The 15,515-nt window shown below is 70.3% G+C and carries 14 protein-coding genes; 12 read left to right on the top strand and 2 right to left on the bottom strand.

Annotation, left to right across the window (positions count from 1 at the left end; genetic code table 11):
• Positions 1-11: 11 nt before the first annotated feature.
• The 4 genes from HA039_RS10215 (at position 12) to glxA (ending at position 4,588) form a co-directional block, all read left to right on the top strand.
• Positions 12-365 carry a DUF3817 domain-containing protein gene (locus HA039_RS10215; protein WP_167026996.1) on the top strand — a complete coding sequence of 118 codons (354 nt, stop codon included), beginning with the start codon at positions 12-14 and terminating at the stop codon, positions 363-365.
• Positions 362-655 (top strand): MTH1187 family thiamine-binding protein, encoded by a 294-nt coding sequence (locus tag HA039_RS10210; protein WP_161309196.1) that lies wholly within the window; start codon positions 362-364, stop codon positions 653-655. The genes HA039_RS10215 and HA039_RS10210 overlap by 4 nt, the downstream gene beginning before the upstream one ends.
• Before the next feature lie 142 nt (positions 656-797).
• On the top strand, positions 798-2,627 hold the full coding sequence (locus HA039_RS10205; RefSeq protein ID WP_167026993.1) for a glycosyltransferase family 2 protein: 1,830 nt from the start codon (positions 798-800) through the stop codon (positions 2,625-2,627).
• Positions 2,624-4,588 (top strand): radical copper oxidase GlxA, encoded by a 1,965-nt coding sequence (gene glxA / locus HA039_RS10200; protein WP_167026990.1) that lies wholly within the window; start codon positions 2,624-2,626, stop codon positions 4,586-4,588. Before HA039_RS10205 ends, glxA begins: the two co-directional genes overlap by 4 nt.
• Before the next feature lie 812 nt (positions 4,589-5,400).
• On the opposite strand, the gene HA039_RS10195 is transcribed toward glxA, so the two are convergent.
• Positions 5,401-6,471, bottom strand: a complete 1,071-nt coding sequence (locus HA039_RS10195) for a glycoside hydrolase family 6 protein (protein ID WP_167026987.1) — start codon at positions 6,469-6,471, stop codon at positions 5,401-5,403.
• A gap of 72 nt (positions 6,472-6,543) precedes the next feature.
• Positions 6,544-7,587, bottom strand: coding sequence for an ArsR/SmtB family transcription factor (locus tag HA039_RS10190; protein WP_167026983.1), 1,044 nt, complete (start codon positions 7,585-7,587; stop codon positions 6,544-6,546).
• 96 nt (positions 7,588-7,683) lie between these two features.
• Here HA039_RS10190 and HA039_RS10185 point away from each other — a divergent pair, with 96 nt between their 5' ends.
• The 8 genes from HA039_RS10185 to HA039_RS10150 all read left to right on the top strand — a co-directional run bounded on the left by HA039_RS10185 (position 7,684) and on the right by HA039_RS10150 (position 15,474).
• Positions 7,684-9,252 carry an MFS transporter gene (locus tag HA039_RS10185; protein WP_167026981.1) on the top strand — a complete coding sequence of 523 codons (1,569 nt, stop codon included), beginning with the start codon at positions 7,684-7,686 and terminating at the stop codon, positions 9,250-9,252.
• A 10-nt stretch (positions 9,253-9,262) separates the two neighbouring features.
• On the top strand, positions 9,263-9,772 hold the full coding sequence (locus tag HA039_RS10180; protein ID WP_167026978.1) for a MarR family winged helix-turn-helix transcriptional regulator: 510 nt from the start codon (positions 9,263-9,265) through the stop codon (positions 9,770-9,772).
• A gap of 68 nt (positions 9,773-9,840) precedes the next feature.
• Entirely contained in the window at positions 9,841-10,179 is a 339-nt protein-coding gene (locus tag HA039_RS10175) for a DUF3817 domain-containing protein (RefSeq protein ID WP_167026975.1), read from the top strand.
• A gap of 520 nt (positions 10,180-10,699) precedes the next feature.
• A complete protein-coding gene (locus tag HA039_RS10170) occupies positions 10,700-11,125 on the top strand; it encodes a hypothetical protein (RefSeq protein ID WP_167026972.1) in 426 nt (141 codons plus the stop codon).
• Positions 11,126-11,411: 286 nt separating this feature from the next.
• Positions 11,412-12,155 carry a hypothetical protein gene (locus HA039_RS10165; RefSeq protein WP_167026969.1) on the top strand — a complete coding sequence of 248 codons (744 nt, stop codon included), beginning with the start codon at positions 11,412-11,414 and terminating at the stop codon, positions 12,153-12,155.
• Positions 12,156-12,476: 321 nt separating this feature from the next.
• Complete coding sequence (locus HA039_RS10160) at positions 12,477-13,562, top strand: peptidoglycan-binding domain-containing protein (RefSeq protein WP_243869320.1); 1,086 nt, start codon at positions 12,477-12,479, stop codon at positions 13,560-13,562.
• Positions 13,562-14,263 (top strand): ABC transporter ATP-binding protein, encoded by a 702-nt coding sequence (locus HA039_RS10155; protein WP_167026963.1) that lies wholly within the window; start codon positions 13,562-13,564, stop codon positions 14,261-14,263. Before HA039_RS10160 ends, HA039_RS10155 begins: the two co-directional genes overlap by 1 nt.
• Positions 14,260-15,474: an ABC transporter permease gene (locus HA039_RS10150; protein WP_167026960.1), complete on the top strand. Its 1,215-nt coding sequence runs from the start codon at positions 14,260-14,262 to the stop codon at positions 15,472-15,474. Before HA039_RS10155 ends, HA039_RS10150 begins: the two co-directional genes overlap by 4 nt.
• Positions 15,475-15,515: the final 41 nt, after the last annotated feature.

The following is a 15,515-nucleotide window of genomic DNA, read 5'->3' as shown; positions in this document are numbered from 1 at the left end:
GTGCCTGCCTCGTGGACATCAAGACCGCCTCCGCCCTCCACCGCCTCCGCCTGGTCTCCGCGCCCGAGGCCGTGTCCTTCCTGCTGCTGCTCGTCTGCTCGGTGCTCAAGCGCACGACGGACTTCAACGCCGTCCCGGCGATGGGCATGATCCACGGCGTGCTCTTCATCCTGTACGTGCTCTTCTGGGCCGTCGCCTGGCAGCGCACCCGGTGGTCCTTCGGCACGGCCGCCCTCTACTTCGTGCTCTCCGTCCTGCCGACCGGCGGCTTCTTCGCCGAGCGCAAGCTCAAGCGCGCCGCGGACGACGAGGTCATCGCCTCGCGTGCCCGCCGCGAGGCCGGGGAAGCTAAGGTCGGCGCATGATCGTTGCCTTCTCCGTCTCGCCCGTCGGTGCCGGCGAGGACGTCGGTGAGTACGTCGCCGACGCCGTCCGCATCGTCCGCGAGTCCGGCCTGCCGAACCGTACCGACGCCATGTTCACCTCCATCGAGGGGGAGTGGGACGAGGTGATGGACGTCGTCAAGCGCGCCGTCGCCGCCGTCGAGGCCCGCGCCCCGCGCGTCTCGCTCGTCCTCAAGGCCGACATCCGACAGGGCGTCACCGACGGCCTGACGTCCAAGGTCGAGACGGTCGAACGCCACCTCGCGGGCTGAGCCGACACGAGCTCGCGAGCTGACCGCCCCCGTACCCGGCCTCCCGCTCCATACGCCACCCGCTCGGCCCGTCTCCAGTCGACACGCCGGTCGATCTCCCTTTTTGTGGGGTTATCGACCTTGCTGATCAGCTGGAGGCACCGTGCGGCCCGAAGGCTACGACTACGACAGCCACAGTTGCCTGGCCGGTCCCCTCACGGAACCGGACCCGGCGGCCGTCTACCGGGTGGGATACCGGAGTCTGCTCGCCCAGGAGCCGCACCGAATACGCGCTGTCCTGCTGATGACGATGGCGCCGCTGCTCTCGGGTGTCCTGCTGCTGTACCTGGTCTGGCCCTCGCACCGCACCGAGCGTGAGGGCGGCCAGCGCTGGCTGGTCGCCTTCGACCACGTGATGCTCGTGTCGATCGGGCTCATCGCCTTCTTCATGCTGGTCAACGTGGCCTCGGTCGCCCACGCCACCCTCGTCGCCCGGGACCCGGTCCCCGTGCCCGCCGAGGTCGGCACCCGCGTCGCGTTCCTCACCACGTACGTCCCCGGCAAGGAACCGCTCGCCATGGTGCGGGCCACCCTCGAAGGGGCCGTGGCCCTGCGGCACCAGGGCCTCCTGGACATCTGGCTGCTGGACGAGGGCGACGACCCCGAGGCCCGGGCGCTCTGCGAGGAGCTGGGCGTCTGGCACTTCACCCGGAACGGCGTACCGGAGTGGAACCGCCCCAAGGGCCCCCACAAGGCGCGCACCAAGCACGGCAACTACAACGCGTGGCTCGCCCGGCACGGCGACGACTACGACTTCTTCGCGTCGGTCGACACCGACCACGTACCGCTGCCCAACTTCCTGGAGCGGATGCTCGGCTTCTTCCGCGACCCGGACATCGCCTTCGTCGTCGGACCGCAGGTGTACGGCAACTACACCTCGCCCGTCACCAAGGCCGCCGAGTCGCAGCAGTTCCTCTTCCACGCCCTGATCCAGCGCGCGGGCAACCGCTACCACGCGCCGATGTTCGTCGGCACCAACAACGTCGTCCGCATCACCGCCCTCAAGCAGGCCGGCGGCCTCTACGACTCGATCACCGAGGACATGGCGACCGGGTTCGAGCTGCACCGCAGGAAGAACCCCCTCACCGGCCGGTTCTGGCGCTCCGTCTACACCCCCGACGTGCTGGCGGTCGGCGAGGGCCCCGCCTCCTGGACCGACTTCTTCACGCAGCAGCTGCGCTGGTCGCGGGGCACGTACGAGACGCTCATCAAGCAGTACTGGAAGGCGCCCTTCCGGATGCCGCCCGGCCGCGTGGTCAGCTACACGCTGATGCTCGTCTACTACCCGATGACCGCCGTCAACTGGTTCCTCGGGATCCTCAGCTGCGTCCTGTTCCTGTGGCTGGGCGCCTCCGGGACCCAGGTGTCGTCCTCGGTCCTGCTGATGCTCTACAGCGACGCCGCCGCCTTCCAGATCGGCCTGTACCTCTGGAACCGCCGCCACAACGTCTCGCCCCACGAGCCGCGCGGCTCGGGCGGCCTCGCCGGGATGGCGATGTCCGCCCTCTCCGCGCCGATCTACCTCACCTCGCTCGGCTCGGCGCTGCTGCGCACCCGCGGCCGGTTCGTGGTCACGCCCAAGGGCGGCGAGACCACGGTCGACCGGCTGATGACCTTCCGGGTCCACCTCTTCTGGGCGGCCGTGCTGGTCAGCTCGCTCGTCGCGTCCGTCGTCCTCGGCCACACGCACGCGGCGATGCGCACCTGGGCCGTCCTGGCCCTCGCGATCGCGCTCGCGCCGGTGGCGATATGGGTGGGGACGGTACGGCGCGAGCGGCGCGCGGCGGGCGCGGTGGCCCCGTCGGTGGCCGCCACCACCCAGGAGCCGGTTCCGGCTCCCGCCCCGACGACCTCGGCTGTCACCCCCACCCCCACCCCCGCCCCCGCCACCACGGCGCTCGCCTCGACGACAACAGGAGGAACTGAGTCATGAGGTACCGGTACCGTCCGACGGACAGGTTCAGGAAGACGCTGCTGGGCGGCGGGGCGCTGGTGGTCCTCGCGGGGCTCAACGCCCCGGCCGCGCTCTCCTTCGCGGGCGAGAAGTACCACGCGTACAAGATCTCGCAGCCCGGCTACAAGCAGCGCTACGGCTCCTGGGAGCTGCTCGACGTGCCGGAGGAGTTCCGTACGAACGCGATCCACGCGGCCCTGCTGCGCACCGGCAAGGTGCTGATCATCGCGGGCTCGGGCAACAGCCAGAAGAAGTTCGACAAGGGGACCTTCGACACCATCCTGTGGAACCCCGCGGACAACAGCTTCCGCAAGATCCCCACCCCCGAGGACTTCTTCTGCTCGGGCCACTCCCAACTGCCGGACGGGCGGCTGCTGGTGGCCGGCGGGACGGCGCGGTACGAGGTGCTCGACGGCGAGGTCGACCGGGCGGGCGGCGGGATGCGCGTCAAGAACGAGAGCCCGGACAAGGCGGTCACCTTCAAGAAGGGCACGCGCTTCCGCTCCCCGTCGGGGGTGGAGTACGTCAGCAGGTTCGACGTCACCGTGCCCAAGGCGAAACGGCAGTTCAAGATCTCGTACGCGCGCGGCGGCCGGATGATGCCGTGGCGCACGAAGGTCACGGCGGGCGAGGCGCGGGTCTTCGTGGAGGCGGCGAAGGCGGGGCCCGAGGCGCTGACGACCGAGGCGGCGCAGTACGAGATCCTCGGCCTCAAGGGCAAGGACGCCGACAACCTGTACGGCCTCGCGCAGAAGCTCACCACGGAGAAGCAGGACTTCCAGGGCATCAAGGCGGCGTACGAGTTCGACCCCCGGGCCGAGAAGTACGTCCCCGTCAGCCCGATGAAGGAGGCCCGCTGGTACCCGACGCTGGTGACCCTGGACGACGGCAAGGTGCTCGCCGTCTCCGGGCTGGACGACGTCGGTGCCGTACTCACCGGGGACAACGAGATCTACGACCCGGCGACGAAGACGTGGTCCAAGGGCCCGACCCGCTACTTCCCCACCTATCCGGCGCTGTTCCTCACCAAGGGCGGCAAGCTCTTCTACTCCGGTTCCAACGCCGGGTACGGGCCCGCCGAGAAGGGGCGGCAGCCCGGGCTGTGGGACGTGCGGACCAACACGTTCACCCGGGTCAACGGGCTGACGGACGTCGACCAGACGGAGACGTCGGCCTCCCTGATGCTGCCGCCCGCGCAGGACCAGAAGGTGATGATCCTGGGCGGCGGCGGGGTGGGCGAGTCGTCCCTCGCGACGTCCCGTACGGCGATCGTCGACCTCAAGCGGGAGAGCCCCGGCTATGTGAAGGGGCCTTCGCTGCCGCAGGGCACGCGGTACCTGAGCAGCGTGCTAATGCCGGACGACTCGGTGTTCACCACCGGCGGGTCCTCCGACTACCGGGGGCGGTCGGCCAGTGACATCCACAAGGCGCAGTTCTACGACCCGCTGACCAACGCGTTCCGGCGGGCCGCCGACCCGACGGTGGGGCGCAACTACCACTCCGAGGCGCTGCTGCTGCCCGACGGGAGGGTGGTCACCTTCGGCTCGGACCCGCTCTTCGACGACGAGGACAACACGAAGCTCGGCACGTTCGAGCAGCGGGTGGAGATCTACACGCCGCCGTACCTGCACGGCGGCGGGGAGGAGGACCGCCCGGTGCTGGGTACGGGCCCGACCACGCTGGACGCGTCGGGCCGCGCGACCTTCGCGACGGCGGACGCGGACCGGATCACCAAGGCCCGCCTGATGCGCCCGAGCGCGGTCACGCACACGACGGACGTGGAGCAGCGCTCGATCGCGCTGACGCTGACGAAGGGGGCGGGCGAGGTGACGGTGGGCGTACCGAAGGACCCGACGCTGGTCCCGCCGGGCTGGTACATGCTGTTCGTGACGAACGCGGAGGGGGTGCCTTCGGAGGCCAAGTGGGTGCGGGTGGGGTGAGGGGTGTTGGCCGTAGGCCGGGGGGGCGGGGGGTGGGCGGGGCGCGGGCGCGGGGTGGTGGCCGGGGGCCGGGGGGGTCGTTGGCCGCGGGCCACGGGGCGCCCGGGGCGCGGGCCGGGCGGTGGCCGGTGGCCGGGGGATCGTTGGCCGCGGGCCACGGGGCGCGCGTGTCCCGCCCGGATCCGGCTCCCGGCCCGGGCCTGTGGGCCGGGTGGGGCCCGGGGTTCGGACTCCCGGCCCTGCGGACCGGGCCTGGTCCGCGTCCGGGCTGAGCCCGTTGCCTTGTGGGTCGGGCGCGGTCCGGTCGAGGCTCAGGCCTTTGCCCTGCGGGTGGGGGCGGGTCCGGTTCCGGTTCGGCCTTGCGGCCTTGTGGGCCTGGCCTGGTTTGGGTCCGGGCTGAGTCTGTTGTTCTGCGGGTCGGGTGGGGTTTGGCGTCGGGTTCAGCCCTGCGCCTTGCCGGTCGTGGCGGTCCGGTTCCGGTTCGGCCTCCCGGCCTTGCGGGCCCGGCCTGGTTCGGGTCCGGGCTGAGCCCGTTGTCCTGCGGGTCGGGTCGGGTTCCGGCTCAGCCCTTTGCCTTGCGGGTCGGGTGAGGTCTGGTTCGGGTTCAGCCCTGCGCCCTGCCGGTCGGGGCGGGTTCGGGTCCCGGTTTCGGTTCCGGATCGGCCTCCCGGCCTTGTGGGCTGGGGCACAGTCCGGGTTGGGCTCGTTGTCTTGCGGGTCTGGTCCGGTTCGAGTCCTGGTTCAGGCCGGTTGCCCTGTGGGGTGGGTCCGGGGCCGGTTCGGGCTCCTGGGCTTGGGGGCGAGGGGCGGGGTCAGTTTGTTGCTCTGCGGGCCAGGCCGAGGGCGTAGTCGGGCCACCAGGTGCCGGCGGGTGGGCCGCCTCGGCAGGGGCCGTCCGACTCGCCGGGGCGTTTGATCCACAGGTAGGCGTCGACGAGCTTGTCGCCCGTACGCGTGGTCGGGGGCGTGCCGAGCGCGCGGCCCGGTGGATTGCACCACGCCTGGGCGCGGTTGCCGGGCAGTGGCCCCTGGCCGTTGCGGCTGGTGTCGACGGTGAAGTGGGAGCCGCCCAGGAGGGCGGAGAGACGGGCGCCGAAGGCCCGTACCGTACCGTTCGACTGGAAGTTCGAGACGTTGAGGGCAAAGCCGTCCGCGGCGTTGACGCCGGCCCGCTGCAAGGGGCCCGCGAGCCGGGCCGGGTCGGAGATCCAGGCCGGGTTGCCCGCGTCGAGGTAGACGCGGGTACGGGGCTGCTGCTTGAGGCGGCTGACCGCCTGGGCCAGCAAGGTGTAGCGCTCCTCGTGGTGTTCGGCCGGGGTGCAGCCGTCCGCCAGGTGCGCGATCGCGTCCGGCTCCAGGATCACCACGGCCGGGGCGCGGCCGAGGGCGGTGGCGAAGGAGTGGATCCAGGTGCGGTACGCGGAGGCGTCGGCGGCCCCGCCCGCCGAGTAGAGGCCGCAGTCGCGGTGGGGGATGTTGTACGCGACGAGGACCGGGGTGCGCCCTTCGGCGGTGGCGCCGCGTACGGCGTGCTCGATCTGCGGTACGGGGTCGGCGCCCGACGGCCACACGGCGACCGGGCGGTCGGCGATCCGCCGCAGGACCCTCGCGTCGGCCGCCCGCCCCTGCCGCTCCCACCGCGCGACCTGGCGGGCCGCCTCGCTGTCGGGATCGACCCAGAACGGCGACGCCTCGGGGGCCGCCTCGCCGTGGCCGACGGAGGAGCCGCCGCGCTGGGCGCCCCGGTCGCCCTGGGGCGACGCGCAGCCGCCCAGCGCGAGGGCGAGGGCGAGGGCGGCGAGGACGGTGCGGGCGGCGAAGGGCGAGCGGGCGGGGGCGACGGAACGGGCGGCGAAGGGTGAGCGCGGTCTGCGGCCGGACATCCAGCCCCCTAGGGCATGACGACGTGACGTGACAACGGGGAACGACAGATCCGGCACATCGTGGCATAACGGTCAGTCAGGGAGGGGCTGCGACACCGCGAGGGTGATCCCCAGCGGCGTCCGCTCGTACAGCACCTGGTGGCCGTACCGCCGCGAGGTCAGCAACCCCGACCCGCGCAGCACCGACAGGTGCGCGGAGACCGAGGAGGGCGCGAGGCCCAGCCGGTGGGCGAGCGCGGTGGTCCCGGCGGGCTCGTCGAGGGCGCAGAGGACGTCGGCGCGGGCGCGGCCGAGGAGCCGGGCGAGGGCGTCGGGGGTACGGTCGGCGGCCTCCGTCCAGAGCCCGCCGATCCCGCGCGCGGGGTAGATGAGCGCGGGCTGCCAGGGCGCCTCGTACCCGCTGACGACCCGGGGCCAGCAGAAGACGCTCGGCATCAGGACGAGCCCCTGGCCGCCGAGCACGCGCTCGTGGTCGCCGTGCGTCCCGACGATGGTGAGCGAGGCGCCGCCGCCCGTGGCGCCCTCGCCCGCTGCGCCCCCGGTTGTGGCGCCCCCGCCCCACCTGAGCTGCGGACTGAGCTCCCCGATCAGCCGCTCGAAGCCGCCGTCCGCCAACCGCCGCGAGTGGTACGCCACATCGGCCTCCAGCAGCGCGCGCAGCCGTGGCCACTCGGGTTCGACCAGCGCCCGCCAGGCCGCCTCCAGCAGATCGGCCAACTCCCGCACGGCGCCGGCGGGATCGGCCAGCATCGCGCGCCCCGCCGGGGTGCCGGCCGCGCCGGGGGAGTCGGCGAGGGAGAGGGCGATGTCGGTACGGGCGGCCTCGGCCGGAGTGGCCCGTACGGCCTCGATCTCCTCCTCGAAGGAGGCGACGGCGCTCAGCGGCGCCGGGCAGAGGAAGTCGGGGTTGTGGCCGAGGTCGGGCATCAGCAGGCGCAACGGCCCGAGGTCGAGCCCGGCGGCCGCGCCCCGCACGCGCCGGAGCCACGGCAGGTGGTAACCGTGGCGCTCGGGGCGCGCGAGAGTCCGTACCGCCTCCTGCGTCTCCCAGAGCGGGGACACGGCGAAGCGGGAGCGGAGGAGGTCGCTCTCGCCGAAGTGAAGGTGGAAGGGCATGGTCCGACCGGCTCCGGGGGGTTGGCCGGGCTTCCGGAAGATTCGCCCGTACCCGAAAGTCTACCGACCGGCGGGCAGCCCCGGCAGGCTGCGCGTATGCCCAAGAAGAACACGCAACCCCCGCCTACGGGCGCGCCCGCCGCTGTGGGGCCCGTCGGCAGGGAGCCCGCCGCTGTGGGGCCCGTCGGCACGGGCGCCGATATTCCTGACGCCGACGCTCCTGCCGCCGGGGCGGTTGCCGCCGTGCCGCTTGCCGCGGTGTCGGACGCGGCCGGGGTCGACGCCACCGGACCGACCCGCACCCCGGGCACCGGCGCCGCCGAGTCCCCCGCCGCGCCGCACGGCTACCGAGCCGTCTTCGCCGTGCGTGAGTTCCGGTTCGTGTTCGCCGCCCACCTCCTCTCCCTCCTCGGCGTCGTCGTCAGCGAGATCGCGCTGACCGTCCTCGTCTACGACCTCACCGGCTCCCCCCTGCTCTCCGCCCTCACCTTCGCGCTCGGGCTGCTCCCGTACCTCTTCGGCGGGCTCCTCTTCGCCGGCGTCGCCGACCGGTACCCCGCCCGCCGCACCCTCGTGACCTGCGACCTGATCTGCGCCGCCTGCGTCGCGGTGATGGTCCTGCCCAGCACCCCCGTCGCCGCCCTGCTCGCGCTGCGGTGCGCGGTGGCCGCCGTCTCGCCCGTCTTCACCGGCACCCGCATGGCCGCGCTCACCGACATCCTCGGCGAGGGCGACCTCTACGTCCTCGGCCGTTCCCTCCTGCGGATCGTCTCCCAGAGCGCCCTGCTCGCGGGCTACGGCGTCGGCGGCGTCCTCCTCGCCGTCATTCCCGCGCGCGGCGCGATCGGCGTCACCCTCGGTACGTTCCTCTGCTCGGCCCTCCTCCTGCGCCTCGGCACGCGCAAGCGCCCGGCCCGCAAGGCCGCCGCGCGGGACAACGCCAGGGGGGACAACGCCCGGCGGGACAACGCCCGGCGGGACAACGCCCGGCGGGACAACGCCAAGGCGGCCAAGCCCCACGGCATGATGCGCGAGTCCCTCGCCGGCGCCGGCTTCCTCCTCCGCGACCGCCGCATCCGCGCCCTGCTCCTCCTCTTCTGGATCCCCGCGATGTTCGTCGTCGCCCCCGAAGCCCTCGCCGCCCCCTACGCCGACGCCATCGACGCCGGCCCCGCCGCCCTCGGCCTGATGATGTGCGCCATGCCCATCGGCCACATCTCGGCGGAGTTGTACGTCGGTACGGCACTCTCGCCGCGCGCCCGTGGCCGTATCGTCCTGCCGGTCGCCGCCCTCGGCCTCGTACCCCTGCTCGTCTACGCCGCCCGCCCCGGCCTCGGCTGGGCCCTGCCCGCGCTCGCGCTGTCCGGCGTCGGCGCCGCGTACGTCATCGGCCTCGACCAGTGGTTCGTCGCCGCCGTACCCGAGGAGCGGCGCGGCAGCGCGATGACGCTGCTCACCGCCGGCCTGATGACCATCCAGGGCCTCGGCATGGCACTGGCGGGGGCCGCCGCGGAGTTCCTCCCCGTGCACCACGTCGTCGCCTGGTCCGGCGGCCTCGGCACCCTGTGCTGTCTGCTGCTCGTACGGGAGGTGAGAGCAACAGCCCCCGAAGCCGAAAGGACCGAAGTACGAGACGGGTCGGGCCGGCAAGTGACCACTGGGTAAGGTCGGGGCCGTGTCAAAGCCGCTCAGCCTTCCCTTCGACCCGATCGCCCGCGCCGACGAACTCTGGCAGCAGCGCTGGGGTCCGGTGCCCTCCATGGGGGCGATCACCTCGATCATGCGCGCCCACCAGATCCTGCTCGCCGAGGTCGACGCCGTGGTCAAGCCGTACGGACTGACCTTCGCCCGCTACGAGGCGCTGGTGCTGCTCACCTTCTCCAAGGCCGGCGAACTGCCCATGTCGAAGATCGGCGAGCGGCTGATGGTCCACCCGACGTCCGTCACCAACACCGTCGACCGCCTGGTGAAGTCCGGTCTCGTCGACAAGCGTCCCAACCCCAACGACGGGCGCGGCACCCTCGCCTCCATCACCGACAAGGGCCGCGAGGTGGTCGAGTCCGCCACCCAGGAGCTGATGCGGATGGACTTCGGCCTGGGCGCGTACGACGCCGAGGAGTGCGCCGAGATCTTCGCGATGCTGCGCCCGCTGCGGGTCGCGGCGAACGACTTCGAGGACGAGTAGCGGCGCCGCCGAAGTAGGTGGAGGACCCAGCGAAGATCGCCTGGAACGTGCCGGTTACGCTCGTCCGCATGAAACGAAGCGTGCTCACCCGCTACCGGGTCATGGCCTACGTGACCGGTGTGCTGCTGGTCCTGCTGACTCTCGGCGTGATCGCCAAGTACGTGCTGGACATCGACGGCGCGAGCGGCTTCACCAGCGTCGTCGGCATCGCCCACGGCTGGCTCTACATCGTCTACCTGGTCTTCGCCTTCGACCTCGGCGCCAAGGCGAAGTGGCCGGTCAAGCGCCAGATCTGGGTCCTCCTGGCCGGCACGGTCCCCACGGCCGCGTTCTTCGTGGAACGCAAGGTCACCCGCGAACTGGCCGCCAGACTCACCGACGAGACCCCCGTCACGGCAAAGGTGTAACCACAGGTTCTCCCCTGCACGGAGGCCGACCATGCGCGAACGCGCTGGTCGGCCTTTGTCGTTCACTCGGTCGGCCGTCCCGCGTCGGACCGGCGTGCCCCGGACGCGGGAGCCGATCCTGAAATATCTGTGTGATGCATGACACCTAACTCAGTGTAGTCGTGGGTGTACGCAGAAGGGTCCGCGCATCGGCCGGATCGCGAGTTGCCCTTGTGCGCGTTCAATCTGACACATCGTCATTTTCGGAAGTCGTTCTGACGCTCCCGCAGGTGCCATATGGCGACCAAGTCCGCTCACCTGCCCAATTCGGGCGCGGTGGAAGGCTGGGGCAGCGAAATAAGGTCTGGACCTTCGCCGCGCGACGAGGATAGCGTCCACCCCTGTCACGTGCGCCCGCTCTTTTCGTCGTATGGGCGATGTTCTCGACAGGCTGCCTTGATAACGGGAGGAAACAATGAAGTCAGGATCTCTGCGTCAGCGTCTTGGAGTCGTGTGTGCCGCGGCGATAGCCGCGTCAGGAATGCTGTTGCCCGCCACGTCGGCAGAAGCTGCGAACACCACGAAGTACGTCGACAGTAACTGTCCGTACGCGGGGTGCAGCAGTGGTGACCTTTACCTCAAGTACCGCTCGTCGGGAGTCCCGAACAGCGCCTTGGCGACGTTCTACGGCAACGTTTACAACTATGCCGGGCAGACCATCAGCTACAACGGGGCGACGGCAGTCGACTATGTATTTGTCTTCGGGCCGGGTGACGGGAGCGGGACGTCGGTGAAGAACAACGCCGCATCCGCGACCAACTGCGCTGACGCGGACAACTACCGAGTCTATTTCAACTCCGGTTACACCGGCACGGCTCAGCTCTTCGAGCATGCCGGCGGGTGCTTCGTGGCGGAGAATTTCATTGCCGCCCTGAAGAACAACAACGCCTCCCAGCATTTCGCGTAACTGGGCTTCGGGGCGCCGGTGCACATCTCACTCAAGAAATAGGTACGGCAAGATGAGGCGATCGCGGATGCGTCATGCCTTCGGTCGGGGCAGTGCGGTCCTGGGGCTCGTCGGCATCGTGGTGGCAGGTGCGAGCGCCTGCGACACATCGAGTACGAAGGGGCCTGGCGAGCCTCCCGGCGCCGTCGGTCGAGCAGGCACTCCTCTCGTGGAGAGGGGTGCCTGGCCGGCCGCTATTCCGAGAACCGGGCTGGCGAAAGGGCTTGTGCTGCCGCTGGAGACGTATATGCAGTCCTACGAGGAGTCCGTCACCGTTGAGCAGGCGGGACGGAATCTCCAGGAAGAGTGCATGGCGGGCTTCGGGTTCGACATCAAGTTCCCCCCGGCGGGAACGAATCCGCCGCCGAGTAACAACAGCATGAACATGCCCCGGCGCTACGGCATCACGGACCGTGAGACCGCCGCACGATATGGCTACCAGTTGTCGGAATCCGAAGAAGCGCGCCCGCAGGGTCCCCAGCTCAGCGAAGCAGCCGTCGCTGTTCTGACCGGCCGTAAGGGCCGAGGGCCCAACGCGGAGCTCGCTCCGGACACGTACAAGGGAAAGAAGATCCCCAAGGACGGTTGCGCGGGATCCTCGTTCGCCAAGGTAGGTGGACGTCTGGACGGGAGCCTCCCCGAGACGCTCGCGTACGAGAGCCAGACGAAATCACAGGAGCGCCCCAAGGTGCGGTCGGCCATCAAGGACTGGTCCGACTGCATGAAGAAGAGCGGCTACGACGTTGCTGATCCTTATGACGCCGTGAAACTCAACCCCTCCTCCGGGAACGGACAGGCCTCCCAGGCAGAAATAGCCACGGCGATCGCGGACATCGACTGCAAGAAGCAAACCGACCTGGTCAAGATCTGGTTCGAGGAGGAGACCTCGATCCAGCACGAGCAGATCGCGCAGAACGCCCTTGCCCTGGATGAACTCAAGAAGAAGAACACGGCAGCGGTGAAGGCCGCTGAAAGAGTGCTCCGCGGCTAGGGCGGAGCAGACGGGGTTGGGGGGAGTATGGACAAGGAAAAGGAACCCCGGTCGGCATTTCCCGGCCTGGTGAGCCGGCGCCGGTGGGTGACTGGCGTGGCGGCGGGGGCCGTGCTGGTCTCCGGCGCGGGGCTGACGGCCGCTCAAATGATCAAGTCCCCGGCCCAGGCCGTCGCGGATTCCGTACCTCCTGTGCCCAGTGTTCTCACCGCTCCTGTGGAGCGCCGCGTACTGACCGACTCCGTGATCGTGCGCGGCACGGCGACGGCCGAACAATCCGTGTCGGTGGCTCCCTCAGGGGGCAGTGAAGCAGGGGCGGCGGTGGTGACGAAGCTGCCGCTGCTCTCCGGGGCGAAGATCAAAGCCGGTCAGGTGCTGCTGGAGGTCTCGGGCCGGCCGGTGATCGCCCTCGAGGGAAACCTGCCTGTGTACCGGGATCTCAAGCCGGGCGCCGAGGGGGACGACGTCGCCCAACTCCAAAGGGCCCTCGAGAAACTGGGCCATGGATCAGGCGCGGACGCCAAGGGTCACTTCGGGAGCGGCACGAAGTCCGCTCTCGCCATGCTCTACCAAAGTGTCGGGTACGACCCGATGCCCGCCGATCCGGACGGCGACGCCGCCGTGGAGAGCGCCCGGGACGCCGTGACCGCGGCGCAGCGCGCCATGGAGGATTCCCGTGATGCTGTCAAGGGCGGCGGCGACAAGGAAGCCGACCGGCGGACGGAGCGGGCGGAGGAGGATCTACGCAAGGCCGAAGAGCAACTGGCCGGCACCCTGGCCAAGAGCGGCCCCATGCTGCCGGCTGCCGAGGTGGTGTTCCTGAAGCGCTTTCCCGCCCGTGTCGACACGGTCACGACCACGGTGGGCGCGACAGTCTCCGGTCCCGTTCTCACTGTGTCCTCCGGTGCCCTGGTGGTGCACGGCTTTCTGCGGCAGCAGCAGAGGGGCCTCGTGCGAGTCGGTCAGAAGGTCGACATCGAATCCGAACTGACGGGGATGAGCGCGTCCGGGGTCGTGGTTTCCGTCGGTGACACGATCACTTCGGATCAGCAGCCGGAGGGCGGCGGCGCCGTCCAGCCGAACTCCGGCCCCAGCGGCTACCGGATGGCTGTGAAGCCGGAGAAGGACCTGGACGCGAGGCTTGCGGGACAGGACCTGCGCCTCACGGTCCAGGCGGCATCCACCGGTGGCAAGGCCATCGTTGTCCCGGTCACCGCGGTCTTCGCCGCGGCGGACGGAAAGACCTCTGTGGTCGTGGTGGACAGGACGAGCCATCAGCGCAGGGTTCCCGTCAGGGCCGGAGCCAGCGGTGACGGCTATGTCGAAGTACGCCCCGCCGCCGGGGGGCGGCTGGCGGAGGGGGACCGGGTCATCACCGGAGTGCAGGCTCCACCGGAGTCCAGGTGATGGGCGACGACCAGCCCGGGAGGCCTCCGGTCATCGAACTGCGGCAGGCTGGCCTTCGCTATCCGGGACCGCCCCCGTTCACGGCCCTCGACGGCTGCGACCTGACGGTTCATCAAGGAGAGTTCGTCACCGTCGTCGGGCCCTCGGGGGCCGGCAAGTCGACGTTCCTCAACATCGTGGGCCTTCTCGACATTCCTACCAGGGGCAGTTACCTGCTGGACGGCTTCGACACCGTCAATCTCCGTGACCGCGATCGCACGGCTCTGCGCGGGCAACGCATCGGCTTCGTCTTCCAGTCGTTCCACCTGCTGCCTCATCGCACCGCGGTGGAAAACGTGGCACTCGCTCTCGTCTACAACGGCACTCCCCGTAAGGCACGCGGTGACCTCGCACGGCAGGCTCTCCTCCGAGTGGGCCTGGGGCACCGGGTGGAGGCGCTCCCCACGACCTTGTCCGGCGGGGAGCGCCAACGCGTGGCGATCGCCCGGGCCTTGGTCGGAGGACCCTCTCTGCTGTTGTGCGACGAGCCGACCGGCAACCTCGACACCGCGACCGCCGATACGATTCTTGGGCTTCTCGAAGACCTCAATCAGGCCGGGATGACCGTTCTGGTCATCACCCACGACACCGCGGTCGCGCAACGAGGTTGTCGCACTCTGACCATCCGCGACGGCAAAATGACCGAACGGGTGAAGGAATGAAGCCCCCGCGCTCACGTCTGCCCTGGCAGGACCTGCTCTCCGAATCGCTTGCCGGAATTCTGCAACGTCCGGCCCGCGCGGCGCTCACCTCCGTGGGCACCTTGCTCGGTGTCGGGGCGTTCGTCGCCATCCTCGGTCTCACCGCGACCGCATCCTCGCAGATCGACGAGCGGTTCAGCCTGCTGAGCGCGACCGAAGTGACGGTCGAGGATGTCGCGGGCGAACAGGACGAGTTCAGCGTTCTCGCCTTCCCGTCGGACGCCGACACCAGGGTGGAGCAGCTCAACGGGGTCGAGCACGCGGGCGTCTACTGGTCCGTCCAACTGGACGAGGACCACGCGGTACGGGCGTCGCCGATCACCGCCGCGGGCTCCAACGGCAACACGCAGGTCGTCGCCGCCTCCTCCGGCGTACTCGAGGCGGCCGAACCCACCCTGGTCGAGGGGCGGCTCTTCGACCGCTGGCACGACAGGACCGACCAGCAAGTCGCCGTTGTCGGCGCCGGCGTGGCTTCGCGGCTCGGCATCACCACGCTTGAGACCCATCCGGCTGTCTTCATCGGCGACGAGGCCTTCACCGTCGTGGGCATCGTCAGCGACGTGAAACGCAAGGCGGACCTCCTGCTGTCCGTCGTGGTGCCCCGCTCGACCGCCGAGCAGCTCTGGGGCGCGCCCAAGAGCGACGCCAAGATGCTCATCTCCACGGCGCCCGGTGCCGCGGTCCAGGTCGCGGCGGAAGCACCGGTCGCGCTGGATCCGGCCCATCCCGACTACTTCAAAGCGATTCCTCCGCCCGACCCCCGGACCTTGCGCAGCGCGGTGTCCGGGGACCTCGACGAGCTGTTTCTCCTGCTAGCCGTGATTTGTTTGTTCATCGGTACGATCGGCATCGCCAATACAACCCTGGTCGCGGTGCTGGAGCGCACCGGCGAGATCGGCCTGCGCCGTGCGCTGGGCGCCCGCAGTCGCCACATCACCGCCCAGTTCCTCACCGAGTCAGCGGTACTCGGCACACTCGGCGGTCTGATCGGCACCTCGCTCGGCACCCTCACCGTGGTCATCGTCGCCGTCGCGCGTGACTGGACCCCCGTGATCTCCTTCGCGACCGTCGCCGCCGCGCCTGGCATCGGCCTCTTCACCGGCCTGCTCGCGGGTCTCTATCCCGCGTGGCGGGCCAGCCGTATCCAGCCCGTCGAGGCACTACGCCACTAGCCGCTCCCCGCACGCTTCGGACCAACTCACGTCGAGCGTTC

It is taken from the genome of Streptomyces liangshanensis (genome assembly GCF_011694815.1).
GTDB lineage: Bacteria > Actinomycetota > Actinomycetes > Streptomycetales > Streptomycetaceae > Streptomyces > Streptomyces liangshanensis.
This window is presented reverse-complemented; position numbering and strand designations above follow the sequence as displayed.

Excerpts from the sequence above, each read along its gene's own strand:
- glxA (WP_167026990.1), top strand. The coding sequence starts at position 2,624 with ATGAGGTACCGGTACCGTCCGACGGACAGGTTCAGGAAGACGCTGCTG.
- HA039_RS10185 (WP_167026981.1), top strand. The coding sequence starts at position 7,684 with ATGCCCAAGAAGAACACGCAACCCCCGCCTACGGGCGCGCCCGCCGCT.
- HA039_RS10175 (WP_167026975.1), top strand. The coding sequence starts at position 9,841 with ATGAAACGAAGCGTGCTCACCCGCTACCGGGTCATGGCCTACGTGACC.
- HA039_RS10150 (WP_167026960.1), top strand. The coding sequence starts at position 14,260 with ATGAAGCCCCCGCGCTCACGTCTGCCCTGGCAGGACCTGCTCTCCGAA.
- HA039_RS10155 (WP_167026963.1), top strand. The coding sequence starts at position 13,562 with ATGGGCGACGACCAGCCCGGGAGGCCTCCGGTCATCGAACTGCGGCAG.
- HA039_RS10165 (WP_167026969.1), top strand. The coding sequence starts at position 11,412 with ATGCAGTCCTACGAGGAGTCCGTCACCGTTGAGCAGGCGGGACGGAAT.
- HA039_RS10210 (WP_161309196.1), top strand. The coding sequence starts at position 362 with ATGATCGTTGCCTTCTCCGTCTCGCCCGTCGGTGCCGGCGAGGACGTC.
- HA039_RS10170 (WP_167026972.1), top strand. The coding sequence starts at position 10,700 with ATGCTGTTGCCCGCCACGTCGGCAGAAGCTGCGAACACCACGAAGTAC.
- HA039_RS10195 (WP_167026987.1), bottom strand. The coding sequence starts at position 6,471 with ATGTCCGGCCGCAGACCGCGCTCACCCTTCGCCGCCCGTTCCGTCGCC.
- HA039_RS10190 (WP_167026983.1), bottom strand. The coding sequence starts at position 7,587 with ATGCCCTTCCACCTTCACTTCGGCGAGAGCGACCTCCTCCGCTCCCGC.